This is a genomic window from Aeromicrobium flavum, from assembly GCF_007992115.1.
GTDB lineage: Bacteria > Actinomycetota > Actinomycetes > Propionibacteriales > Nocardioidaceae > Aeromicrobium > Aeromicrobium flavum.
On record NZ_BJZQ01000015.1, the window covers coordinates 43,477 to 61,986 of the forward strand.

General features: G+C 72.2%; 20 protein-coding genes. 13 read left to right on the forward strand and 7 right to left on the reverse strand.

The window, feature by feature from the left end:
- Positions 1-52: 52 nt before the first annotated feature.
- Positions 53-898: a class I SAM-dependent methyltransferase gene (locus AFL01nite_RS12665; RefSeq protein WP_146828057.1), complete on the reverse strand. Its 846-nt coding sequence runs from the start codon at positions 896-898 to the stop codon at positions 53-55.
- A 145-nt stretch (positions 899-1,043) separates the two neighbouring features.
- Between AFL01nite_RS12665 and AFL01nite_RS12670 the strand changes: the two genes are divergently transcribed.
- Positions 1,044-1,730 carry a winged helix-turn-helix transcriptional regulator gene (locus tag AFL01nite_RS12670; RefSeq protein WP_146828058.1) on the forward strand — a complete coding sequence of 229 codons (687 nt, stop codon included), beginning with the start codon at positions 1,044-1,046 and terminating at the stop codon, positions 1,728-1,730.
- Here the strand turns inward: AFL01nite_RS12670 and AFL01nite_RS12675 are convergent.
- From AFL01nite_RS12675 to AFL01nite_RS12685, 3 genes are all read right to left on the reverse strand, one after another.
- Positions 1,717-2,208 carry a SixA phosphatase family protein gene (locus AFL01nite_RS12675; RefSeq protein ID WP_146828059.1) on the reverse strand — a complete coding sequence of 164 codons (492 nt, stop codon included), beginning with the start codon at positions 2,206-2,208 and terminating at the stop codon, positions 1,717-1,719. The two genes, AFL01nite_RS12670 and AFL01nite_RS12675, sit on opposite strands and share 14 nt — an antisense overlap.
- Positions 2,209-2,328: 120 nt before the next feature.
- Entirely contained in the window at positions 2,329-3,696 is a 1,368-nt protein-coding gene (locus AFL01nite_RS12680) for an FAD-dependent oxidoreductase (RefSeq protein ID WP_186813943.1), read from the reverse strand.
- Positions 3,697-3,705: 9 nt separating this feature from the next.
- A complete protein-coding gene (locus tag AFL01nite_RS12685) occupies positions 3,706-4,044 on the reverse strand; it encodes a DUF952 domain-containing protein (protein WP_146828060.1) in 339 nt (112 codons plus the stop codon).
- A gap of 71 nt (positions 4,045-4,115) precedes the next feature.
- Between AFL01nite_RS12685 and AFL01nite_RS12690 the strand changes: the two genes are divergently transcribed.
- The 8 genes from AFL01nite_RS12690 to AFL01nite_RS12725 all read left to right on the forward strand — a co-directional run bounded on the left by AFL01nite_RS12690 (position 4,116) and on the right by AFL01nite_RS12725 (position 11,041).
- The gene (locus tag AFL01nite_RS12690; RefSeq protein ID WP_146828061.1) at positions 4,116-4,577 is read left to right on the forward strand and encodes a VOC family protein; all 462 of its coding nucleotides are present in this window, start codon (positions 4,116-4,118) and stop codon (positions 4,575-4,577) included.
- 139 nt (positions 4,578-4,716) lie between these two features.
- Entirely contained in the window at positions 4,717-5,199 is a 483-nt protein-coding gene (locus AFL01nite_RS12695) for an FMN-binding protein (RefSeq protein ID WP_146828062.1), read from the forward strand.
- 7 nt (positions 5,200-5,206) lie between these two features.
- Positions 5,207-6,040, forward strand: a complete 834-nt coding sequence (locus AFL01nite_RS12700; RefSeq protein WP_146828063.1) for an FAD:protein FMN transferase — start codon at positions 5,207-5,209, stop codon at positions 6,038-6,040.
- Entirely contained in the window at positions 6,037-7,518 is a 1,482-nt protein-coding gene (locus AFL01nite_RS12705) for an FAD-dependent oxidoreductase (RefSeq protein ID WP_146828064.1), read from the forward strand. Before AFL01nite_RS12700 ends, AFL01nite_RS12705 begins: the two co-directional genes overlap by 4 nt.
- A 40-nt stretch (positions 7,519-7,558) precedes the next feature.
- A complete protein-coding gene (locus AFL01nite_RS12710; RefSeq protein ID WP_146828065.1) occupies positions 7,559-7,951 on the forward strand; it encodes an OsmC family protein in 393 nt (130 codons plus the stop codon).
- 55 nt (positions 7,952-8,006) lie between these two features.
- The gene (locus tag AFL01nite_RS12715; RefSeq protein WP_146828066.1) at positions 8,007-9,257 is read left to right on the forward strand and encodes a glycosyltransferase family 4 protein; all 1,251 of its coding nucleotides are present in this window, start codon (positions 8,007-8,009) and stop codon (positions 9,255-9,257) included.
- Positions 9,244-9,957 carry a class I SAM-dependent methyltransferase gene (locus AFL01nite_RS12720; protein WP_146828067.1) on the forward strand — a complete coding sequence of 238 codons (714 nt, stop codon included), beginning with the start codon at positions 9,244-9,246 and terminating at the stop codon, positions 9,955-9,957. Before AFL01nite_RS12715 ends, AFL01nite_RS12720 begins: the two co-directional genes overlap by 14 nt.
- Before the next feature lie 103 nt (positions 9,958-10,060).
- A complete protein-coding gene (locus AFL01nite_RS12725) occupies positions 10,061-11,041 on the forward strand; it encodes a prenyltransferase/squalene oxidase repeat-containing protein (RefSeq protein ID WP_222593522.1) in 981 nt (326 codons plus the stop codon).
- A gap of 7 nt (positions 11,042-11,048) precedes the next feature.
- Here the strand turns inward: AFL01nite_RS12725 and AFL01nite_RS12730 are convergent, their stop codons facing one another.
- The 3 genes from AFL01nite_RS12730 to AFL01nite_RS12740 are packed head-to-tail and all read right to left on the reverse strand — an operon-like array spanning position 11,049 to position 15,288.
- A complete protein-coding gene (locus AFL01nite_RS12730) occupies positions 11,049-12,197 on the reverse strand; it encodes a zinc-binding dehydrogenase (protein WP_146828069.1) in 1,149 nt (382 codons plus the stop codon).
- Complete coding sequence (locus AFL01nite_RS12735; RefSeq protein ID WP_146828070.1) at positions 12,194-13,666, reverse strand: flavin-containing monooxygenase; 1,473 nt, start codon at positions 13,664-13,666, stop codon at positions 12,194-12,196. Before AFL01nite_RS12735 ends, AFL01nite_RS12730 begins: the two co-directional genes overlap by 4 nt.
- Before the next feature lie 53 nt (positions 13,667-13,719).
- Positions 13,720-15,288: an SGNH/GDSL hydrolase family protein gene (locus tag AFL01nite_RS12740; RefSeq protein WP_146828071.1), complete on the reverse strand. Its 1,569-nt coding sequence runs from the start codon at positions 15,286-15,288 to the stop codon at positions 13,720-13,722.
- 78 nt (positions 15,289-15,366) lie between these two features.
- Between AFL01nite_RS12740 and AFL01nite_RS12745 the strand changes: the two genes are divergently transcribed.
- The 4 genes from AFL01nite_RS12745 to ulaA all read left to right on the forward strand — a co-directional run bounded on the left by AFL01nite_RS12745 (position 15,367) and on the right by ulaA (position 18,396).
- Positions 15,367-15,999 carry a class I SAM-dependent methyltransferase gene (locus AFL01nite_RS12745; protein WP_246119712.1) on the forward strand — a complete coding sequence of 211 codons (633 nt, stop codon included), beginning with the start codon at positions 15,367-15,369 and terminating at the stop codon, positions 15,997-15,999.
- A 129-nt stretch (positions 16,000-16,128) separates the two neighbouring features.
- Positions 16,129-16,593 (forward strand): PTS sugar transporter subunit IIA, encoded by a 465-nt coding sequence (locus AFL01nite_RS12750; protein ID WP_146828073.1) that lies wholly within the window; start codon positions 16,129-16,131, stop codon positions 16,591-16,593.
- Entirely contained in the window at positions 16,590-16,868 is a 279-nt protein-coding gene (locus AFL01nite_RS12755) for a PTS sugar transporter subunit IIB (protein ID WP_146828074.1), read from the forward strand. The genes AFL01nite_RS12750 and AFL01nite_RS12755 overlap by 4 nt, the downstream gene beginning before the upstream one ends.
- Positions 16,869-16,899: 31 nt before the next feature.
- Entirely contained in the window at positions 16,900-18,396 is a 1,497-nt protein-coding gene (gene ulaA, locus AFL01nite_RS12760) for a PTS ascorbate transporter subunit IIC (protein WP_146828075.1), read from the forward strand.
- Positions 18,397-18,510 lie beyond the last annotated feature (114 nt).

Here is an 18,510-nt window from a genome sequence, read left to right on the forward strand (position 1 = left end):
GGAAGGCCGGACGGCTCCAGGACCGAGGGAGGTCCTGGGGCCGTCCTCCCACTCAGACGACCTCGGCAGTCACCAGCAGGTACTCCCACTGCATCGTGAAGCCGTCGTCGGTGTGCTCGCCCTCGCGCTCGCCCAGGGCGGCAAGGTCACGATCGATCGCCGCGATCTTCTCGGGGTCGCCGCCCTGGGCGGTGTAGGCCGTGATCGTCGGGCCGTAGTGGGCCGCGAAGAAGTCGCGGAACTCCGCGCCGTCCCGGAACCGGGTGACCGGCAGGGTGAGGCGGCGGAACCGCAGGTCGCGCACCCGGTCGCCGAACAGGGCGCGGACGTGGTCCTCGGTGCCCCACAGCGGAGGCGGTGACGCTCCGGCCGGCGGCGGCGGCACGTAGGGCTTCATGGTGGCGAACAGATGGCCGATCGTGCCCTCCGGTGTCCAGGACACGAGGCCGATCCGGCCGCCCGGCCGGCACGTGCGGACCAGCTCGTCGGCCGCCGCTTGATGGTGGGGCGCGAACATCACGCCGATGCACGACATGACGACGTCGAACGCCGCGTCCTCGTACGGCAGGTCCTCGGCGTCGGCCACCTCCCACGCCATCGTGTCGTCGGGGTGGCACTCCCGGCCCGCGTCGAGCAGCTCCGGGGTCAGGTCCGACGCGACGACGTCCGCGCCGCGCCGGGCTGCGCGCACGGCGGCGCTGCCGGTGCCGGCTGCCACGTCGAGGACGCGCTCGCCCTCGACGACGGCGAGCGCGTCGACCAGGACGCCTCCCAAGGCGGAGACGACCTCGCGGCAGACGCGCGGGTAGTCGCCCGAGGCCCACATCCTCGCGTGGCGGGCCTTCAGGTCGTGGTCCTGCTGGGCCGCGGAGGCGGCCGTGGTCTCGGTGGTGCTCATGGTGTCTCTTCCTGTGAGGTGCTTCCCCCACAGAGTCCGTCCGCGCCCGGCGGTGATACCAGTTCTGTTTCTGTACCGCCGCCCACCGGGGACTGGTGTGCGGTGCCGTCGCGGGCGCACGATGAGCAGGACGAAGGAGCTTCACATGGCGACGTCCTACGGCCAGTTCTGTCCGCTCGCGAAGGCGATGGAGATCCTCGACGAGCGCTGGACGATCCTGATCGTCCGCGAGCTCCTGCTGGGCAGCACGCGCTTCAACGAGCTGCGCCGGGGCGTGCCACGGATGTCGCCCGCCCTGTTGTCGAAGCGACTGCAGTCGCTCGAGCGGAACGGGATCGTCGACCACGTCGACGGTGGCTACCGGCTGACCGCGTGCGGCCGCGACCTGCACACGGCGGTCATGAGCCTGGGCGTCTGGGGCCTGCGCTGGGTGGAGGACTTCGGCGACGAGGACCTCGACCCGCACCTGCTGATGTGGGACATCCGGCGCACGATCCCGGTCGCCGCGTGGCCGGCCGGCCGCACCTGCGTCGCCCTGGAGTTCACCGACCTGGCCCGCGCCGGGCGCTGGTGGCTCGTGGTCGCCGACGGTTCCGTCGACACGTGCGACCACGACCCCGGGTACGAGGTGGCCGCGACGGTGCGGTCGAGTCTGCGCACGATGACGCGCGTCTGGCGCGGCGACGTCTCGTGGGACCGCGCGGTGCGGGCCGAGCAGGTGCAGGTCGAGGCGCCGCGGGACGTGCGCGCCGAGGTGCCGGTCTGGCTCGGACGGTCGATGCTCGCCGACGCCCTCGCCGCGCAGGAGGGTGCTCGGGTCAGCGCGGGATGACGACGTCGACCAGGGTCGCGGACTCGGCGTCGAGTTCGGCCCACGGCAGGTCGGCGTCCAGCACGGCGATCGCCGACGTCGGGAAGCCGGCACGGATCTGGTTCACGAGGTCGGGGTCGGAGGCGCCGTCGGCGAGCCGGGCGGCCAGGCCGGGGGTTCCGGGCGCGTGGCCGACGAGCAGCACGGTCTGCACCAGCGGATCCACCTGGTTGACCGCGGCGAGCAGGTCACCGGTCCACGCCTCGTAGAGCTGGTCGAGGTACGCCACGGGCGCGTCGATCCCGGTGGCCGCGAACGTCTCGCGCGTGCGCCGGGCCGACGAGCACAGCACGGCGTCGACGGTGCCGACGTGCTCGCGGATCCAGTCGCCGGCCAGCGCGGCCTCGCGGCGACCCCGGTCGGCCAGCGGTCGCTCGACGTCCTCGATCCCGTCCGGCCACGCGGCCTTGCCGTGGCGCATCAGCAGCAGTCGACCCATGCCGCGAGTCTAGATCGGGACGTCGTCCCGCGAGATGTGTAGCGGTGTCCGCCCGAATCTGGCCGCGAGGGCCGAAACCGGGTGGACACCGCTACACATCTGGCGCGCGGAGGCGCGAGGTCAGCCGCGAGCGATCGAGACCATGTCCTCGCGCGGGACGACCTTCTTGCGCTCGCGCGGGTGGGCGTCGTTGGCGCCGAGGGACTCCTCGTGGGCGTCGAGCTTCTCCCAGCCCTCCCACGTCGTGTACTCCACGCCACGGCTGTCGAGGTGACGGTCGAACGCCTCACGCTCGGCGAACTCCGGCGCGGGCAGGCTCGGAAGGTCCTCGACGAGCATCTTGATCGTCTGGGCCGCGTCGGACTTCGTGTGGCCGATCAGGCCGACCGGACCGCGCTTGATCCAGCCAGTGGCGTAGACCCCCGGCAGCGGGGTGCCGTCGATGTCGAGCACGTGCCCGCCGTCGTTGGGCAGCACGCCCGCGGTGGCGTCGAAGGGCAGCCCCGGCAGGTTGTCGGAGTAGTAGCCGATGGCGCGGTAGACGGCCTGGATCGGCCAGTCCTTGAACTGGCCGGTGCCGCGGACGTTGCCGGTCCCGTCGAGCTCGGTGATCTCGGTGCGCAGGCCGACGACCTTGCCGTCCTCACCGAGGATCTCGACCGGGCTCTGGCAGAAGTGGATGTGGATGCGGTGCGGCGCGCCCGAGGGCTCCTTCGCCAGGTAGTCGCCCAGGACCTTGACGACGAGCTTCTGGCTCTTGGCGGCGGCGAGCGCCTCCATCGAGCCGTGGTCGAACTCGTAGCCCTCGGGGTGCACGACGACGTCGATCGTGGGGGAGTGGCTCAGCTCGCGCAGCTCCATCGGCGTGAACTTGACCTGCGCCGGACCGCGGCGGGCGAACACGTGCACGTCGGTGGTGGCGTTGTTCTTGAGGCCCTCGTACACGTTGTCGGGGATCTCGGTGACGAGCAGCTCGTCGGCCGTCTTGGCCAGGATGCGGGCGACGTCGAGGCCCACGTTGCCGACGCCGAGGACGGCGATCTCCTTGGCGTGCGGCTGGAAGTCCCACTCGCGCGGGGCGTCGGGGTGACCGTCGTACCAGTAGACGAAGTCGGCGGCGCCGTACGAGCCGTCGAGGTCGACGCCCGGGATCTCGAGCTCACGGTCGCGGCGGGCTCCGGTGGCGAACACGACGGCGTCGTAGAACCCCTTGAGGTCCTCGAGCTTGATGTCGGTGCCGAAGTTGACGTTGCCGAAGAAGCGGATGTCCTCGTTGGCCATCACGCGCTTGAGCGCCTTGATGATCTCCTTGATCCGCGGGTGGTCGGGGGCCACGCCGTAGCGGATCAGGCCGAACGGGGTCGGGTCGCGATCGAGGATGTCGACGGTGACGTCGAGGTCCTCGGTCTTGGTGAGGATGTCGGCGGCGTACACGCCCGCGGGGCCGGCGCCGACGACGGCGACGCGCACCTTCCTGTCCACAGTCATGAGGCAAGCCTAAGACTCGCGGCCCAACCGATCCGCACCCGACCGCCATCTGGACGTGGCCACGACGTAGTGCCGGGGGAGGGCGCGGTGGTAGTGCGGGAAGTCGTCGGTGCCGCGGGGGCCCTCGGCCGGCTCCCACCGCAGGTGCGGGTCGTCGGTGGGGACCTCGACGTGCAGGACCAGCAGGTCGTCGACGTCGGCGAAGAACCGCCCGGCCGTGCCGGCGACCTGGGCGGCGGTCGACAGGTGGACGAATCCCTCGGTGCGGAGCGAGTCCGGCGCGTAGGCCTCACCCGTCCCGCGCCACCCGGCCTCGGGCACGAGGTGGAACAGCCGGTGCGGTGACATGGGTCGATTCTGTCCCCCTTCCGGGTGCACGATGGGTGACGTGGCCCCGCGCGGTCGGTGAAGGAGCACTCATGAGCCTCGACGTCCAGATCACCTTCGACGCCCACGACCCACCGGCCCTGGCCGACTTCTGGGCCGCCGTGCTCGGCTATCACGTCCCTCCGCCACCGGGTGTCACGCTGCCTCCCGAGGCCGACCCGTGGCAGGCCTGGGACGAGTTCCTCGAGGCGATCCAGGTCCCCGAGGAGCTGCGGCGCGCCAAGGCCGCGATCGAGGACCCGCAGGGGAGCGGCCCGCGGCTGTTCTTCCAGCGGGTGCCCGAGGACAAGGTGGCCAAGAACCGGGTCCACCTCGACGTCCGTGTCGCGCCGGCGCTGGACGGCGAGGCACGGATGACCGCGCTGGAGTCGGCGTGCGAGCGGCTGGTCCCGCTCGGCGCGACCCGGGTGCGACGGGTCGAGCCCGATCCGCCGCTCGAGAGCGGGTTCATCGTGATGCAGGACCCCGAGGGCAACGAGTTCTGCCTCGACTGAGCGCGCCCGCCCGAGTCTGAGAAGTCGCTGTGCGTCCGCCCGCAGGGCGGTCACGGAGTCGATATCGGCGCGCGGGTCGCCTAGGTTGGAGGCACGACGGTTGAACGAGAAACCATCCCGCCGCCCGATCAGGAGCCCGATGAACCCGACGAAGCGTCGCAGCTACGCCGCCCTGGCCGCCTCGACCGCCCTGCTCACACTCGCCGCCTGCGGCAGTGACGCCGCGGAGGACGACGCGGACGCGACGAGCAAGACCCCCGCCGCGACCTCCCCCGCCGCGTCCGAGCCGGCCGCCTCGGCGCCCGCCGGTGCCGCCGGCGAGTTCACGCCCGGTGACTACGAGGCCACCGGCACGTACACCTCGCCCGACGGCCAGACGCAGTCGATCGAGGTCGAGGTCGAGCTGGCCGCCGACGGCACGATCACCGACCTCGATGCCGACGGCCAGGCCGAGAGCGGCAACTCCGAGCAGTACCAGGGCAAGTTCGAGAGCGGCATCGACGCGAAGGTCGAGGGTCGCAAGATCACCGAGCTCGACATCGACAAGGTGTCCGGCTCGTCGCTGACCAGTGGTGGCTTCAACGACGCCATCGAGCAGATCATCGGCCAGGCCCGGGCCTGAGCCGCCCATGACCTCCGAGTGGCGTTTCGACGCACTCGGAACTCCGTGGTCGATCGGGACCCCCGACCCGATCGGCCCCGGACCGCGAGCCGCGATCACGTCCCGGATCGAGCAGTTCGACCGGACGTGGTCGCGGTTCCGCGACGACGCCACCGTCCACGCGCTGCGCCACGACGCCGCCGTCGACCTGGGCCCGGACGCACCGTCGATCCTGGCCGTCTACGACCGCCTCTTCGCCCTGACCGGGGGAGCGGTGAGCCCCCTGGTCGGGGGTGCGCTGGAGCAGCTGGGCTACGGCGGCGGCTACTCGCTGTCCCCCTCCGGCGAGCCCGTGCGGATCCCGTCGTGGGCCGACTGCGAGCTCGACGGCACGGTCCTGCGGGTGCCCGGCCCCGTCGTGCTCGACATCGGCGCGGTCGGCAAGGGTTGGCTCGCCGGCCAGGTGGCGGCGATGGTCGACCAGCCGTGCGTCGTCGACGCCAGCGGCGACCTCGTCAACCGCTCCGGCCACGTCCTGCGGGTGGCGCTGGAGGACCCGCAGGACCCCGAGCTGGCCGTCGGCGTCGTGGAGGTGCCCGACGGCGAGGCCCTGTGCGGCTCGGCCAGCAACCGGCGGCGCTGGTCGGCTGACCTCCACCACGTCCTCGACGCCCGGTCCGGCCGCCCCACGCGCGAGGTCGTCGCGGCGTGGGCCGGCGGGCCCGACGCGGGGTGGGCCGACGGCCTGGCGACGGCGGCCTTCTTCACGGCCGAGCTGCCGGTCGCGGGACACTGGTGGGCGGCGCTCGGCCGCGACCGGCGGATCGTCGCGCACGGAGTTCCCGGAGAGGTGTTCGCATGAGTTTGCTCGACCGCCTGCTCGGCCGGTTCACGATGTACCGGCTCGTCACCGTCGTGCTGCTGGCGCTGGCCGCGGTGGCGGTCGTGCAGTCCGCCCTGGGGGTGCTCGACTCGTCGGTGTTCGGCGTGCGCGCGCTGCTGACGACCCTCGTGGTCCTGGTCGCGACGTCCCTGCTGGTGAACCTGGCGGTGGGCCGACTGGTGGGCGCGCGGCCGCACCTGGAGTCGTCGGCGGTGACGGCGCTGATCCTGTGGTTCCTGTACTGGCCCTCGGCCGATGCCGAGCAGCTGGCGTGGCTCGCCCTCGTGGCCGCGCTGGCGCAGGTCTCGAAGTACGCCATCGCCTGGCGGGGGCGCCACCTCGTGAACCCCGCCGCCGCGGGCGTGGTGCTGGCGGTGCTGGTCGGCTGGATCACGGACTGGCCCGTGCCCTTCACCGGCTGGTGGGTGGCCAGCGAGTCGTTGTTCTGGTTCGTCCTCGTGGGCGCCGTGCTCGTGCTGCACCGCACTCGCCGGCTCGCGGTGGGCGCCCTCTTCGCGGTCGTCGCGGTCGCCGTCACGGTGGGCTGGCAGGTCGGCACCGGCGTCGGGCTCGCCGACGCGGCGCGGTTCACGGCGTACTCCACGCCCATCGTCTTCTTCGGCGGCTTCATGCTGAGCGAGCCGCTGACGCTGCCGCCGCGGCGGGCGCAGCAGCTGGGCGTCGCGGTGCTCGCGGGGCTGCTCTTCACGTGGCCGCTGCTGACCTCGCGCCTGTTCGGGGAGCCGTGGACGTCCGAGCCGTTCACGAGCACCTACGAGCTGACGCTCGTCGTGACCGGACTCGTCGCGTTCGCGCTGCGCCAGGGGTCCCGCACCCTCGTCCTGCGCGAGCAGCGCAGCCGGGGCGGCGACGTCGTGGAGTACGTCTTCGACGCCGACCGGCCGCTGCGGTTCGCGCCCGGGCAGTACGTCGAGGTCGACGTGCCGCACCGCGGCACGGACACCCGAGGACAGCGGCGGATGTTCAGCGCCGTGTCCGCGCCCGGGTCGGAGGTCGTGCTGGCCACCCGCCACCCCGAGCCCGGGTCCTCGTACAAGCGGGCGCTGGCCGCCCTCACGCCCGGCGACCGGGTGCGCGTGACGTCGGTGCACGGCGACTTCGTCTGGCCGGCCTCCGGCCCGGTGATCCTGGTCGGCGCCGGGATCGGCGTGACTCCGTTCCTGAGCCAGCTGGCCGCCCACCGCGACCGCGACGTCGTGGTCGTCGTCGGCGAGCGCGACGACCAACCCTACGTGGCCGAGCTCGAGTCCTCGGGGGCGCGCGTGGTCCGGCTGCCCGTCGAGCAGGTGCGGGGCGACGTCCTCGCCGAGCTCGTGCCCGACCTCGACCGCCGCACGGCCCTCGTCTCGGGACGGCCCGTCTTCGTCGACACCGTCGCACGCAGCCTGCGCGGCCGGGTCCGCCGCACCAGGCGCGACCACTTCCTCGGCTACTGACCGGGTTGCCGTGGCGGGGGCGGCGGAGGACTCTCGGAGGATGAGGATCACCGCGACCGTCCGACAGGAGTCCACCCGCCGCGACGTCGCGGTCGAGACCGACGGGCGCCGGACCGACCTCGCGCTGCCGGCCGTCAACGGCGGCGAGCTGCTGGCGTCGGCCCTGGCCACGTGCTTCGTCAACGACCTGTTCCGCGAGGCGCCGGCCCACGACGTGACGGTGGACGCGGTCCGCGTGACGGTCGAGGCGCAGTTCGGTGGCCGGGGCGAGCCGGCGCGTGCGCTGTCGTACTCCGTCCACGTGGAGTCCGGAGATGATCCGGTTCGCGTCGCCGCTCTGGTCCGCGCGACCGACGCGGTCGCCGAGGTCCACAACACGCTGCGGCCAGCCCTGCCCGTCACGCTGACCGACGTGCGGATCGGCTCCGCCTGAGCCGATCGCGGTGCCACCGGGCACAATGGTTACCCACGAGTACCGAGGAGGCCGCGTGCGGATCGCACTGTTGTCGTACCGCAGCAAGCAGCACAGCGGCGGACAGGGCGTCTACGTGCGCAACCTCAGCGCCGGGCTCGCCGACCTCGGGCACGAGGTCACGATCTTCTCGGGCCAGCCGTACCCCGAGGACCTTCACCCGGGCGTGCGCCTCGAGAAGGTGCCGAGCCTCGACCTCTACCGCGACGACGACCCGTTCCGCACGCCGAGGCTGCGCGAGTTCCGCGACTGGATCGACGTGCTCGAGTACCTGCAGATGGTCACCGCGGCCTTCCCCGAGCCCCTCACGTTCAGCCTGCGCGCCCGCCGCCTCGACCTCTCGGGCTTCGACGTCGTGCACGACAACCAGTCGCTCGGGTTCGGCCTGCTGTCGATCAATGCGCGGCAGCCGTTCCTGGCCACGATCCACCACCCGATCAGTCGCGACCGCGCCCTCGACATCGCCGCCGCCCCGCTGCGCAAGCAGTTCACGACCCGCCGCTGGTACGCCTTCGTCCGGATGCAGGCGTTCGTCGCCCGCCGGATCCGCACGATCCTGGGCGTCTCCTCGGCCTCGGCGGCCGACACCGTCGCGGACTTCCGGCTCGAGCCGGAGCAGATGACCGTCGTGCCGCTCGGCGTCGACACCGACCTGTTCAGCCCCTCCGACGCGCGGGTGCCCGGGCGGCTCGTCGTGGTCGCCAGCGCCGACTCGCCGCTCAAGGGCCTGTCCCACTTCCTCGACGCCGCGGCCAAGCTCAGCACCGACCGCGACATCGACGTCCAGCTCGTGTCCAACCTCGACCCCGACGGCCCGGCGCACCAGCGCATCCACCACGGCGACCTCGCCGGCATCGTCACGGTGCACAGCGGGATCTCCGACGAGGAGCTGGCCGCGCTGATCTCGTCCGCCCAGGTGATGGTCGTGCCGTCGCTGTACGAGGGCTTCAGCCTTCCGGCGGTCGAGGCGATGTCGTGCGGCACGCCGCTGGTGGCCAGCGCCGCCGGTGCCCTGCCCGAGGTCGTCGGCGACGCGGGCGTGCTGGTCGAGCCCGGCGACGTCGAGCAGCTCGTCACCGAGGTCGGCCGGCTGCTCGACGACCCCGACGAGCGCGACCGGCTGTCGGCGGTCGCCCGCGAGCGCGCCCTCACCCGCTTCAGTTGGATCGCCGTGGCCCGAGCCACCGCGCAGACGTATGAGAAGGTGATCGGCGATCACCGTGCTCGCCCGTCACGGGACGGAAGGAACCCCCATGCTGACCGTTGATTTCGACCGCCTCCGGGTGGGGCGCGGCACCCGATTCATCGACGTGGGCGCCGGCGCCGGCCGCCACTCGTACGAGGCGCTGCGCCGCGGAGCCCACGTCACCGCGTTCGACCTCGACGAGGTCGAGCTCAAGGGCGTCGAGGACATGTTCGGCGCGATGGCCCTCGAGGGTGAGGTCCCGCCGGGCGGCAGCGGCCAGGTCAAGGTGGGCAACATCCTCGAGATGCCGTACGAGGACGGGTCGTTCGACGTCGTCCTGGCCTCGGAGATCCTCGAGCACGTGCCCGAGGACGTCCAGGCGATCAGCGAGCTCGAGCGCATCCTGGCGCCCGGTGGCGTCCTGGCCGTCACGGTGCCGCGCTGGATGCCCGAGGCCGTCTGCTGGAAGCTCTCGGACGAGTACCACGCCAACGAGGGCGGCCACATCCGGATCTACAAAGCCGACGAGCTGCGCGCCAAGCTCGAGGCGACGGGCCTGCGGTTCACGCACCAGCACCACGCCCACGCCCTGCACGCGCCGTACTGGTGGATCAAGTGCGCCGTCGGCGTCGACCGCGACCAGCACCCGCTCGTGCGCGGCTACCACCAGCTGCTGGTCTGGGACATGATGAAGGCGCCCCGCACCACCCGCTGGGCCGAGAAGGCGCTGAACCCGGTGCTCGGCAAGAGCGTCGCGCTGTACTTCCAGAAGCCGTTCTGATGCGGCGCGCCCCGGCCCTCCCTTCCCACTTTTGGAACTCGATTCACCTCGCTGAGCGCTTTCGACGTGGATCCCGTTCCAAAAGTCGCGTGAGGGACGCCGCGTGACCCCCACCGAGGCGCAGCAGACCGGCAAGTGGATCGCGTCCGTCCAGCTCTCGACGGGCGCGATCCCGTGGTTCGAGGGCGGTCACCTCGACCCGTGGGACCACGTGCAGGCGGCGATGGGCCTGGCCACGGCCGGTTTCGTCGACGAGGCCGTGGCCGCGTACGACTGGCTGCGGCACGCGCAGCGGCCTGACGGCTCCTGGGGGCGCAAGTACTGGCCCGGCACCGACGACGACGGCGTCGAGGAGCCCGAGACCGACGCCAACTACTGCGCGTACCTGGCCACCGGCCTGTGGCACCTCGAGCTGCTCGGGGTCGACACGCGGCCGTTCTTCGAGACCCTCGAGCGGGCGATCGACGTCGTGCTCGAGCTGCAGGTCGGCGACGGCCCGATCGCCTGGGCCCGCGGCGTCGACGGCAAGGTCGCGGGCGAGTGCCTCGTCACCGGCAACTCCAGCATTGCGTTCAGCCTGCGCTGCGCCGCGCGGCTGGCCGAGCGGTGGGGTCACCCGCGCCCGCACTGGGAGCACGCCGCCGATGCGATCGCCGCAGCGCTCGCGCAGCGGCCCGAGCTCTTCACGCCCAAGCCGCGCTTCTCGATGGACTGGTACTACCCGGTGATGACCGGCGTCCTCGACGGCGACGCCGCCGCCGCGCGCCTGGACGAGCGCTGGGACGAGTTCGTCGTGCCCGGGTTCGGCACGCGCTGCGTCACGGTCAACCCCTGGGTCACCGGCGGCGAGACGCTCGAGCTCGTCCTGGCGTTGGTGCGGGCCGGCCGCACCGAGGCCGCCGCCGCGCTCTACGCCGACATCCAGCACCTGCGCGACCCGGACGGCGCCTGGTGGACCGGTCTGGTCTACAACGACGACAAGCGCTGGCCGGTCGAGCAGTCCACCTGGACCGCCGGCACGGCCCTGCTCGCGCACGACGCCCTCACCGGCACCACCCCGGCCGCCGGGTTCATGGGGCGCTGACGGAACCTCACCGCGACGGATCGATGAGGATCTTCGCGTGGCGCTCGGGGTCGGCGAGGTCGTCGAAGGCCTGGGCGACGCCGTCGAGGCCGACGGTGCCGGTGTGCAAGGGGCTGGGGTCGACGCGGCCGTCGGCGATCATCTCGAGGGTCTCGTGGAACTCGTACGGCTGGTAGCAGAACACGAAGCGCAGATCGAGCTCCTTGTTGACCGCCATCGTGGGCCGGAAGGTGTCCGGCTCCATGCAGACGCCGACGACGATGATCCGCGAGCGGATGGGTGCGTGGGTGACGAGGTCCTCGATGACGCCGGGCACGCCGACGCACTCGAACACGACCGGGCCGCGCGGCGTCTGGCCCGCGCGCTCGGCCGCCTTCATCACGCGCTTCCACGGCACGCCGCGCACGCGCCGCAGCATCCGCATCGCGTCGATCCCCTGACCGAAGTAGTCGGGCGCGGAGCTCACGTGGGTCGCCGGGAGCGGGTAGGCCTCCCACGGCGACTGGACGGCCGGATCGACCACGACGTCGGCGCCGCACCGCTGGGCCAGGGCGCGCCGGCCGGGCGAGTAGTCGCTCGCCACGACGGTCCGCACCCCGGCGGCCTTGAGCATCAGGATCACGGCGAGGCCGATCGGTCCGCAGCCGATCACGAGCGCGACCTCGCGCCGGCGGATCTCGCTGCGGTTCACCGCGTGATGGGCCACGGCCAGCGGCTCGGTCAGCGCGACCTGGTCGGGATCGGCGCCGTGCGGCACCTCGAAGGTCATCGCCTCCTGGACGATCACGTACTCGGCGTACCCGCCGGGCGCCTGCTCGGACAGTCCGGTCATGTCGACCTGGCCGTCGCGCTGGAGGACGGGCAGCGCCACCACCGGCGTGCCGACGGGCCACCGCTTGCGGCACTTCGGCCCGTAGGCCACCACCGTGCCGGTGAACTCGTGCCCCATCACGACGTGGTGGGCGCGCCGCATGAAGCGGTCGTAGTCGACCTCGGCCGCGACGTCGGCGCTCGCGTCGGCGTGCACGCGGGCGTGGAGGTCCGACCCGCAGATCCCCGACCGCGTCACCGCCACGAGCAGCTGGCCGGGACCGGGCTCGGGGGTGGGCAGGTCGACGACCGTCAGCTCGCCCTCGTGGACGCTGACCGCCCTCATGCGCCGACCTCCGTACGCGCGGACGCGGTGGTCCACTCCAGCCCCTCGTCGAGGTCGGCCCGGTTGGTCGACCACGAGTCGACGAGGAAGTTCTGCTGGAACGACCAGGGGTACGAGCTCGTGGCCCGCGGCATGAGGTGCGCGCCGCGCTGCAGGTAGCCCGACTGCATGTCCATGAGCGGCGTCGACTCCGACGAGCCCGGGAACACCGGCACGACCGAGGTGGCGCCGGAGTCGGCGAGGCGCCGCAGGACCCGCGCGACGAGGCGGGAGGTCAGGTCCGAGCGCATCGTCCACGACAGGTTGATGTAGCCGACGCAGAACGCGAGGTTCGGCAGCCCGGTCAGCATCGCGCCGTGGAACGCGAACGACTCGGCCGGGTCACGGGGCTCGCCGTCGACGGTCAGGCGCGCGCCGCCGAGGATCTTGATGGACAGGCCCGTCGCGGTCACGACGACGTCGGCCGGCACGACGGTGCCGTCCTCGAGCCGGATGCCGTCCTCGACGAAGCGCTCGATGCGGCCCGTCACCACCGAGGCGTCGCCGGCCTTGATCGACGCGAAGATGTCGCCCTTCGGCGTGACGCACAGCCGCTGGTCCCACGGGTCGTACGGCGGGTTGAAGTGCTGCTCGGCGATCTCGGCGGAGCCGGTGCCGTGGGCGACGCCCTTCAGCAGCACCTTGCGCATGGTGCGCGGCGCGCGCTGGCAGGCCTGGAACAGCGCCCACTGCAGCAGCATGTTCTTGCTGCGGATCACCTGGTGCGCCACCTTCGGGGGAGCGACCTTGCGCACCACGTCGGCGATCGGGTCGCCCTTGGGCTGCGCCAGCAGGTAGCTCGGCGTGCGCTGCAGCATCGTGACGTGACTCGCCGTGCTGGCCATCGCGGGGACGATCGTCACGGCCGTCGCTCCGCTGCCGATGACGACCACGCGCTTCCCGGCGAAGTCGAGGTCCTCGGGCCAGAACTGCGGGTGCACGACGGTGCCGCCGAAGTCCTCCAGCCCCACGAAGCCGGGGTCGTAGGGCTGGTCGTAGTCGTAGTAGCCGGTGCAGGCGACCAGGAACCGCGTCGTCCAGGTCTCGGGTCCGTCGGGTCCGTCGACCTCGACGGTCCAGCGGCCCTCGTCGGACGACCAGTCCGCCCCCTCCACGCGGCGCCCGAAGCTGATGTGGCGGTCGATGCCCGCCTCGCGCGCGGTGTCCTCGAGGTACTGCAGGATCTGGGCGCCGTCGACGATCGCGTCCTTGCCGCGCCAGGGCCGGAACGGGAACGCGAGGGTGAAGAAGTCGGAGTCGGAGCGGACGCCGGGGTAGCGGAAGAGGTCCCAGGTCCCGCCGATCCGCTCGCGCCGCTCGACCACCGCGTAGGTCAGGTCGGGGCACGCCTCCTGGATCCGGTAGGCCATGTTGATGCCGGAGAGGCCGGCTCCGACGATCAGGACGTCGACGTCACGCTGCGTGGTCATGCCCTGATTGTGGCGTGTGTCACGTCCGCTGTGGGTGAGGTGGTGCCGGAACGTCAGCGCACGACGACGCGACGCGTCAGCAGGGCGCGATTCTTGCCCCGCGACTTCGGCGCGTCGAGTGCCGTCACCTTCACCACGGCGGCACCGGGGCGCAGCCCGGGCAGCGAGAGCCGGTGGGAGAACGCGAAGCGCGTGGGCGGCTTCGTGCGGGTCCAGCTGCGTCCGCCCTGCGTGACCTTGATCCGGATCCGCACGCCGCGCCGCTCGGCGTCGGTGTCGAGGGCCCGGCCGCGAACGGCCACCAGGCCGCGCTTGGCGGTGATCGAGGTGACGACGCCGCGCGGGCTGCCGTCGGCCGCCGCGAAGCGCAGGTAGCCACGCGGCCGCGAGGCGCCGGAGTAGCGGACGGTGCGGAACCGGCCCCGGCCCGTCACCTCGCTGACGATGACGGCGGAGTTGTCCGCCGCGACGCGCTCCACGACCGCCACGTGTCCGCCGGCGGCGGCCGCGCTCGCGGGCGCGTTCGGCCACCAGGCCACGTCGCCGGCGCGGGGGTGCGAGGTCTGGACGGCCGCGCGCGAGGCGACGGCCTCCTGGCGCCAGCCGCGTGGCGTGTCCGAGGCCAGCACCGGGGCGGCGGGCCGCTTGCGCGAGCTCAGGACGTGAGCCACGTAGTGCCGGCTGGTGGCCTTCGGGGCGCCCCAGACCCGCGGCGCCGCCTTGCCGTACCCGTGGACGGCGACGCCCGCGGTGCGGCAGGCCCCGAGCCCCTCGCAGCGCACGCTGCTGCCGGACGCGACGCGGCCCGGGCGGGTGCCACGTGACGAGATCGCGGTGGCGAGGTCGGACGAGGAGAGGGCCCAGGACCCGAGCGTGCGGGCGCCCTTCGCGGTGGGGTGCACGCCGTCGGTGGTCTGGTCCTTCGGGAGGGAGGCGAGGGGGACCCACGTGAGCCCGCGCGCCCGGACCAGGTTCTCGTAGAGGGCGGTCACCGCCACCTGCTTGTCGCTGTGCCTCGACCCCCACGCCGTCATGACGTAGACCTTCGAGCGGGCGACGCCGTGGCGGTCCGCGGCCGCGGCGAGCCGGTCGAAGTACGCGGTGGCGAGCTTCTGTCGCTTCGCCGTCGTCGCCGGCACGCGCCGGGTGCCGGCGCAGTCCCAGATGTCGTTGCGGCCCACCTCGACCAGCACGACGTGGGGGCGGGTCGCCGCGACGCGGTCGAGCCGGTCGCCGAAGGTCGCCCCGGTGCACATCCCGCCACCGTTGCCGTCGCCGCGGCTGACGATGCCGCTGCCGGCCTCGGCGCTGACCATCACGTCGCGCGCGTCCATCCCGCCGCCCTCGGCCACCCAGGCCCACCAGGCCTTCGCGTGCTTCGTCGTGGCGGCGGCGCGGTAGCGGCCCGGCGCGGAGATCGAGTCGCCGAACACCAGGACCCGCGGATCGGCTCGCTCGGGCGCCTGCGGGTCGGGGACGACGACGTCGCCGCCGGCCGGGGGAGCGGGAGTCGCGGTGACGGGGTCGACGGGCTCCCCGGTCGCCGAGGCGACACCGGGGGCCAGCAGCAACGAGGCCGCCACCCCGAAGGCGGCGGCCCACGTCATCACACGTCGACTCACCCGATGAGGATACGGGCAACTCCGGCCCCCTCCGTCACGAATCCGGCACGTCGATCCGGGGCCCGTAGAGTGCGGCGGGTGAACGCGCTCCCCGAGGACCTCGCCCGCATCGCCGACGACGTGCGCGGCTTCCTGCCCGACGTCGAGGCCACCGCCCTGCGCGACGCGGCGGCGGAGTACGCGACGGCCGGCGGCGTGATCGTCGAGATCGGCACGTACTGCGGCAAGTCGACCGTCCACCTGGGTCACGTCGCCCGTGAGCGCGGGGCCACGCTCGTGACGATCGACCACCACCGCGGCTCGGAGGAGCACCAGGTCGGCTGGGAGTACCACGACGCCTCGCTCGTCGATGCCGAGACCGGCGCGTTCGACACCCTGCCCGTGCTGCGCCGCACGCTCTGGCACGCGGGCCTCGAGGACGTCGTCGTCCCGATGGTGGGTCGGTCCTCGACGATCTCGTCGTGGTGGAGGACGCCGGCCGACCTCGTCTTCATCGACGGCGGTCACACCGAGGAGGCCGCCCAGGCGGACTACGCCGGCTGGGCGCCGTGGGTGCGCCCCGGGGGCGCCTTGGCGATCCACGACGTCTTCCCCGATCCGAACGACGGCGGCCAGGCGCCCTTCCACATCTACGAGCGCGCCCTGGCCGAGGGCTTCGTCGAGGTCGGTCACACCGACAGCCTCCGCGTGCTGCGCCGCCCGTCCGCCTAGGCGATTCGGCTCGCTCCGGGGGCCGCCGACCGCGACACCCCCATATATGCCTAGGGTTAGGCAAAAGAACCGATCGGCGCGGTACGCTCCGAACAACCGCCCCGCGGCGGCGACACCAGGGGGCGACCCGTGACACTTTCCGATGAGCTCAGCACCGACGCGATCGCCGTGCGTGCGCCGGCGACCGACTGGCGGGACGCGGTCCGCCGGGCCGGCGCCCTCCTCACCGCCGTCGGCGTCGCGACCGACGACTACACCGACGAGATGATCGCCACCGTCGAGAAGCTCGGACCGTACATCGTCCTGGCTCCCGGTGTCGCGCTGGCGCACTCACGCCCCTCGCCCGCCGTCCAGCGGGCCGGCATCTCCTGGCTCCAGCTGGCCGAGCCGGTCGAGTTCGGGCACGAGAAGAACGACCCGGTCTGGCTCGTCGTGGCGCTGGCCGCCCTCGACCACGACGGTCACCTCGGCCTCATGTCGTCGCTGGCCGCCGTGCTCGGCGACACCGACCTGCTCGCCACGCTCCGCGAGGCCGACTCGCCCGAGCGTGTCCTCGAACTGCTGTCACCAACCAACGAAGGGTCGTCGTCATGAAGATCGTCGCCGTGTGCGGAATGGGCATCGGGACCTCCGTGCTGCTCAAGATGAACGCCGAGAAGGTCCTGCGGACCCTCGGCAAGGACCAGGACGTCGACGTCGAGGCCGCCGACATCGGCACCGCGAAGGGCGCCGCCCGCACCGCCGACATCGTGCTGACCTCGGCCGACCTGGCCGACGAGATCGGCGAGGTGCCGGCCAAGGTCGTCATCATCGACAACTTCACCGACGTCGGCGAGATCGCCGAGAAGCTGACCCCGCTCGTCTCCTGACGCGCGGATCGGAACCAAGGGAGTAGGACACATGGACTGGTTGGTCGACGTACTCGACTTCATCGGCAAAGAGATCCTCAACGTGCCGGCGTACCTCATCGGCCTCATCACGGCGGTCGGCCTCATCGCGCTCAAGCGGTCGAGCGGCCAGATCATCGGCGGCGGCCTCAAGGCGGCCATCGGCTTCCTGATCCTGGGCGCCGGAGCCAACGTGGTCATCGCCTCGCTGGCGCCGCTGGGCGACATCATCCTCGACGTCACGGGCGCGCAGGGCGTGATCCCGACCAACGAGGTCATCACCGCCATCGCGGCCGAGGAGTACGGCTCACGCAGCGCGTACGTGCTGGTGCTGGGCTTCCTCGTGATGCTCGCGCTGGCCCGCTTCACGCCGCTGCGCTACATCTTCCTGACCGGACACCACATGGTGTTCATGTCCCTGATGCTCACCGTCGTGCTGTCGGTCGGCCTCAACGGCGACAGCAGCTGGGTCGTCGTGATCGTCGGAGCGCTGCTGCTCGGCGTGATCATGGTCGTGATGCCCGCGTTCGCCCAGCCGTGGATGCGCAAGATCACCGGTGACGACACGCTGGCGATCGGCCACTTCGGCACGCTGGGCTACATCGCCGCCGGTGCCGCCGGCCAGGCCGTCGGCAAGCGCAGCCGCTCCACCGAGGAGATCGACTTCCCGCAGGGCCTGCGGTTCCTGCGCGACTCCACCGTGGCCACCGCCCTGTCGATGGTCCTGATCTACGAGTTCTTCGTGATCTGGGGCCTCATCGCCAGTCCGGACGCCACCCGCGAGACCCTCGGCTCGGCCGATGCCGGTGCCGCCGTCATGGCCGGCCTGGCCCAGGCGCTGCAGTTCGGTGTCGGCGTCGCGATCATCCTGTACGGCGTCCGTACCGTGCTGGGTGAGCTCGTCCCGGCCTTCCAGGGCATCGCCGAGAAGGTCGTTCCCGGTGCGAAGCCGGCGCTCGACATCCCGATCGTCTTCCCGTTCGGCGCCAACGCCGTGCTGATCGGCTTCCTGTCGTCGTTCGCGGGCGGCCTGCTGGCGCTCGGCCTGCTGGCCGTGTGGCTCGAGCCGGCGTTCGGCCTCGCGCTGATCCTGCCCGGCATGGTGCCGCACTTCTTCACCGGCGGCGGTGCGGGCGTGTTCGGCAACGCCACCGGTGGTCGCATCGGAGCGGTCGTCGGCGGCTTCGTCAACGGCGTGCTCATCACGCTCCTGCCGGCGCTGCTGCTGGAGGTCTTCGGCGAGCTGGGCTTCCAGAACTCGACCTTCGGCGACGCCGACTTCGGCTGGTTCGGCACGCTGCTCGGCGTGAGCATGCTGGCCAGCGACGTCATCGGCATCGTGCTGTGCATCCTGATCGGCGTGGCGCTCGTGGCCGCGGCCTCGGTCTTCCAGGTGAAGGTCGTCAACACCGGATGGGTGCCCGGTGCGGCACGCGACGAGTACCTGCTCCAGGAGGCGGAGGCCGCGAAGGTCGCCGCCGCGAAGGAGCAGCCGCCGGTCAAGGAGTGAGCTGACCGACCCCTCCACGCAGGCCCGCCCCACCCGGGGCGGGCCTTCGTGCGCCCGGGGCGGAGTAAACTTGAAGTTGAGTGGAATGGACTCAACTTTGGAGGCGTTGATTCT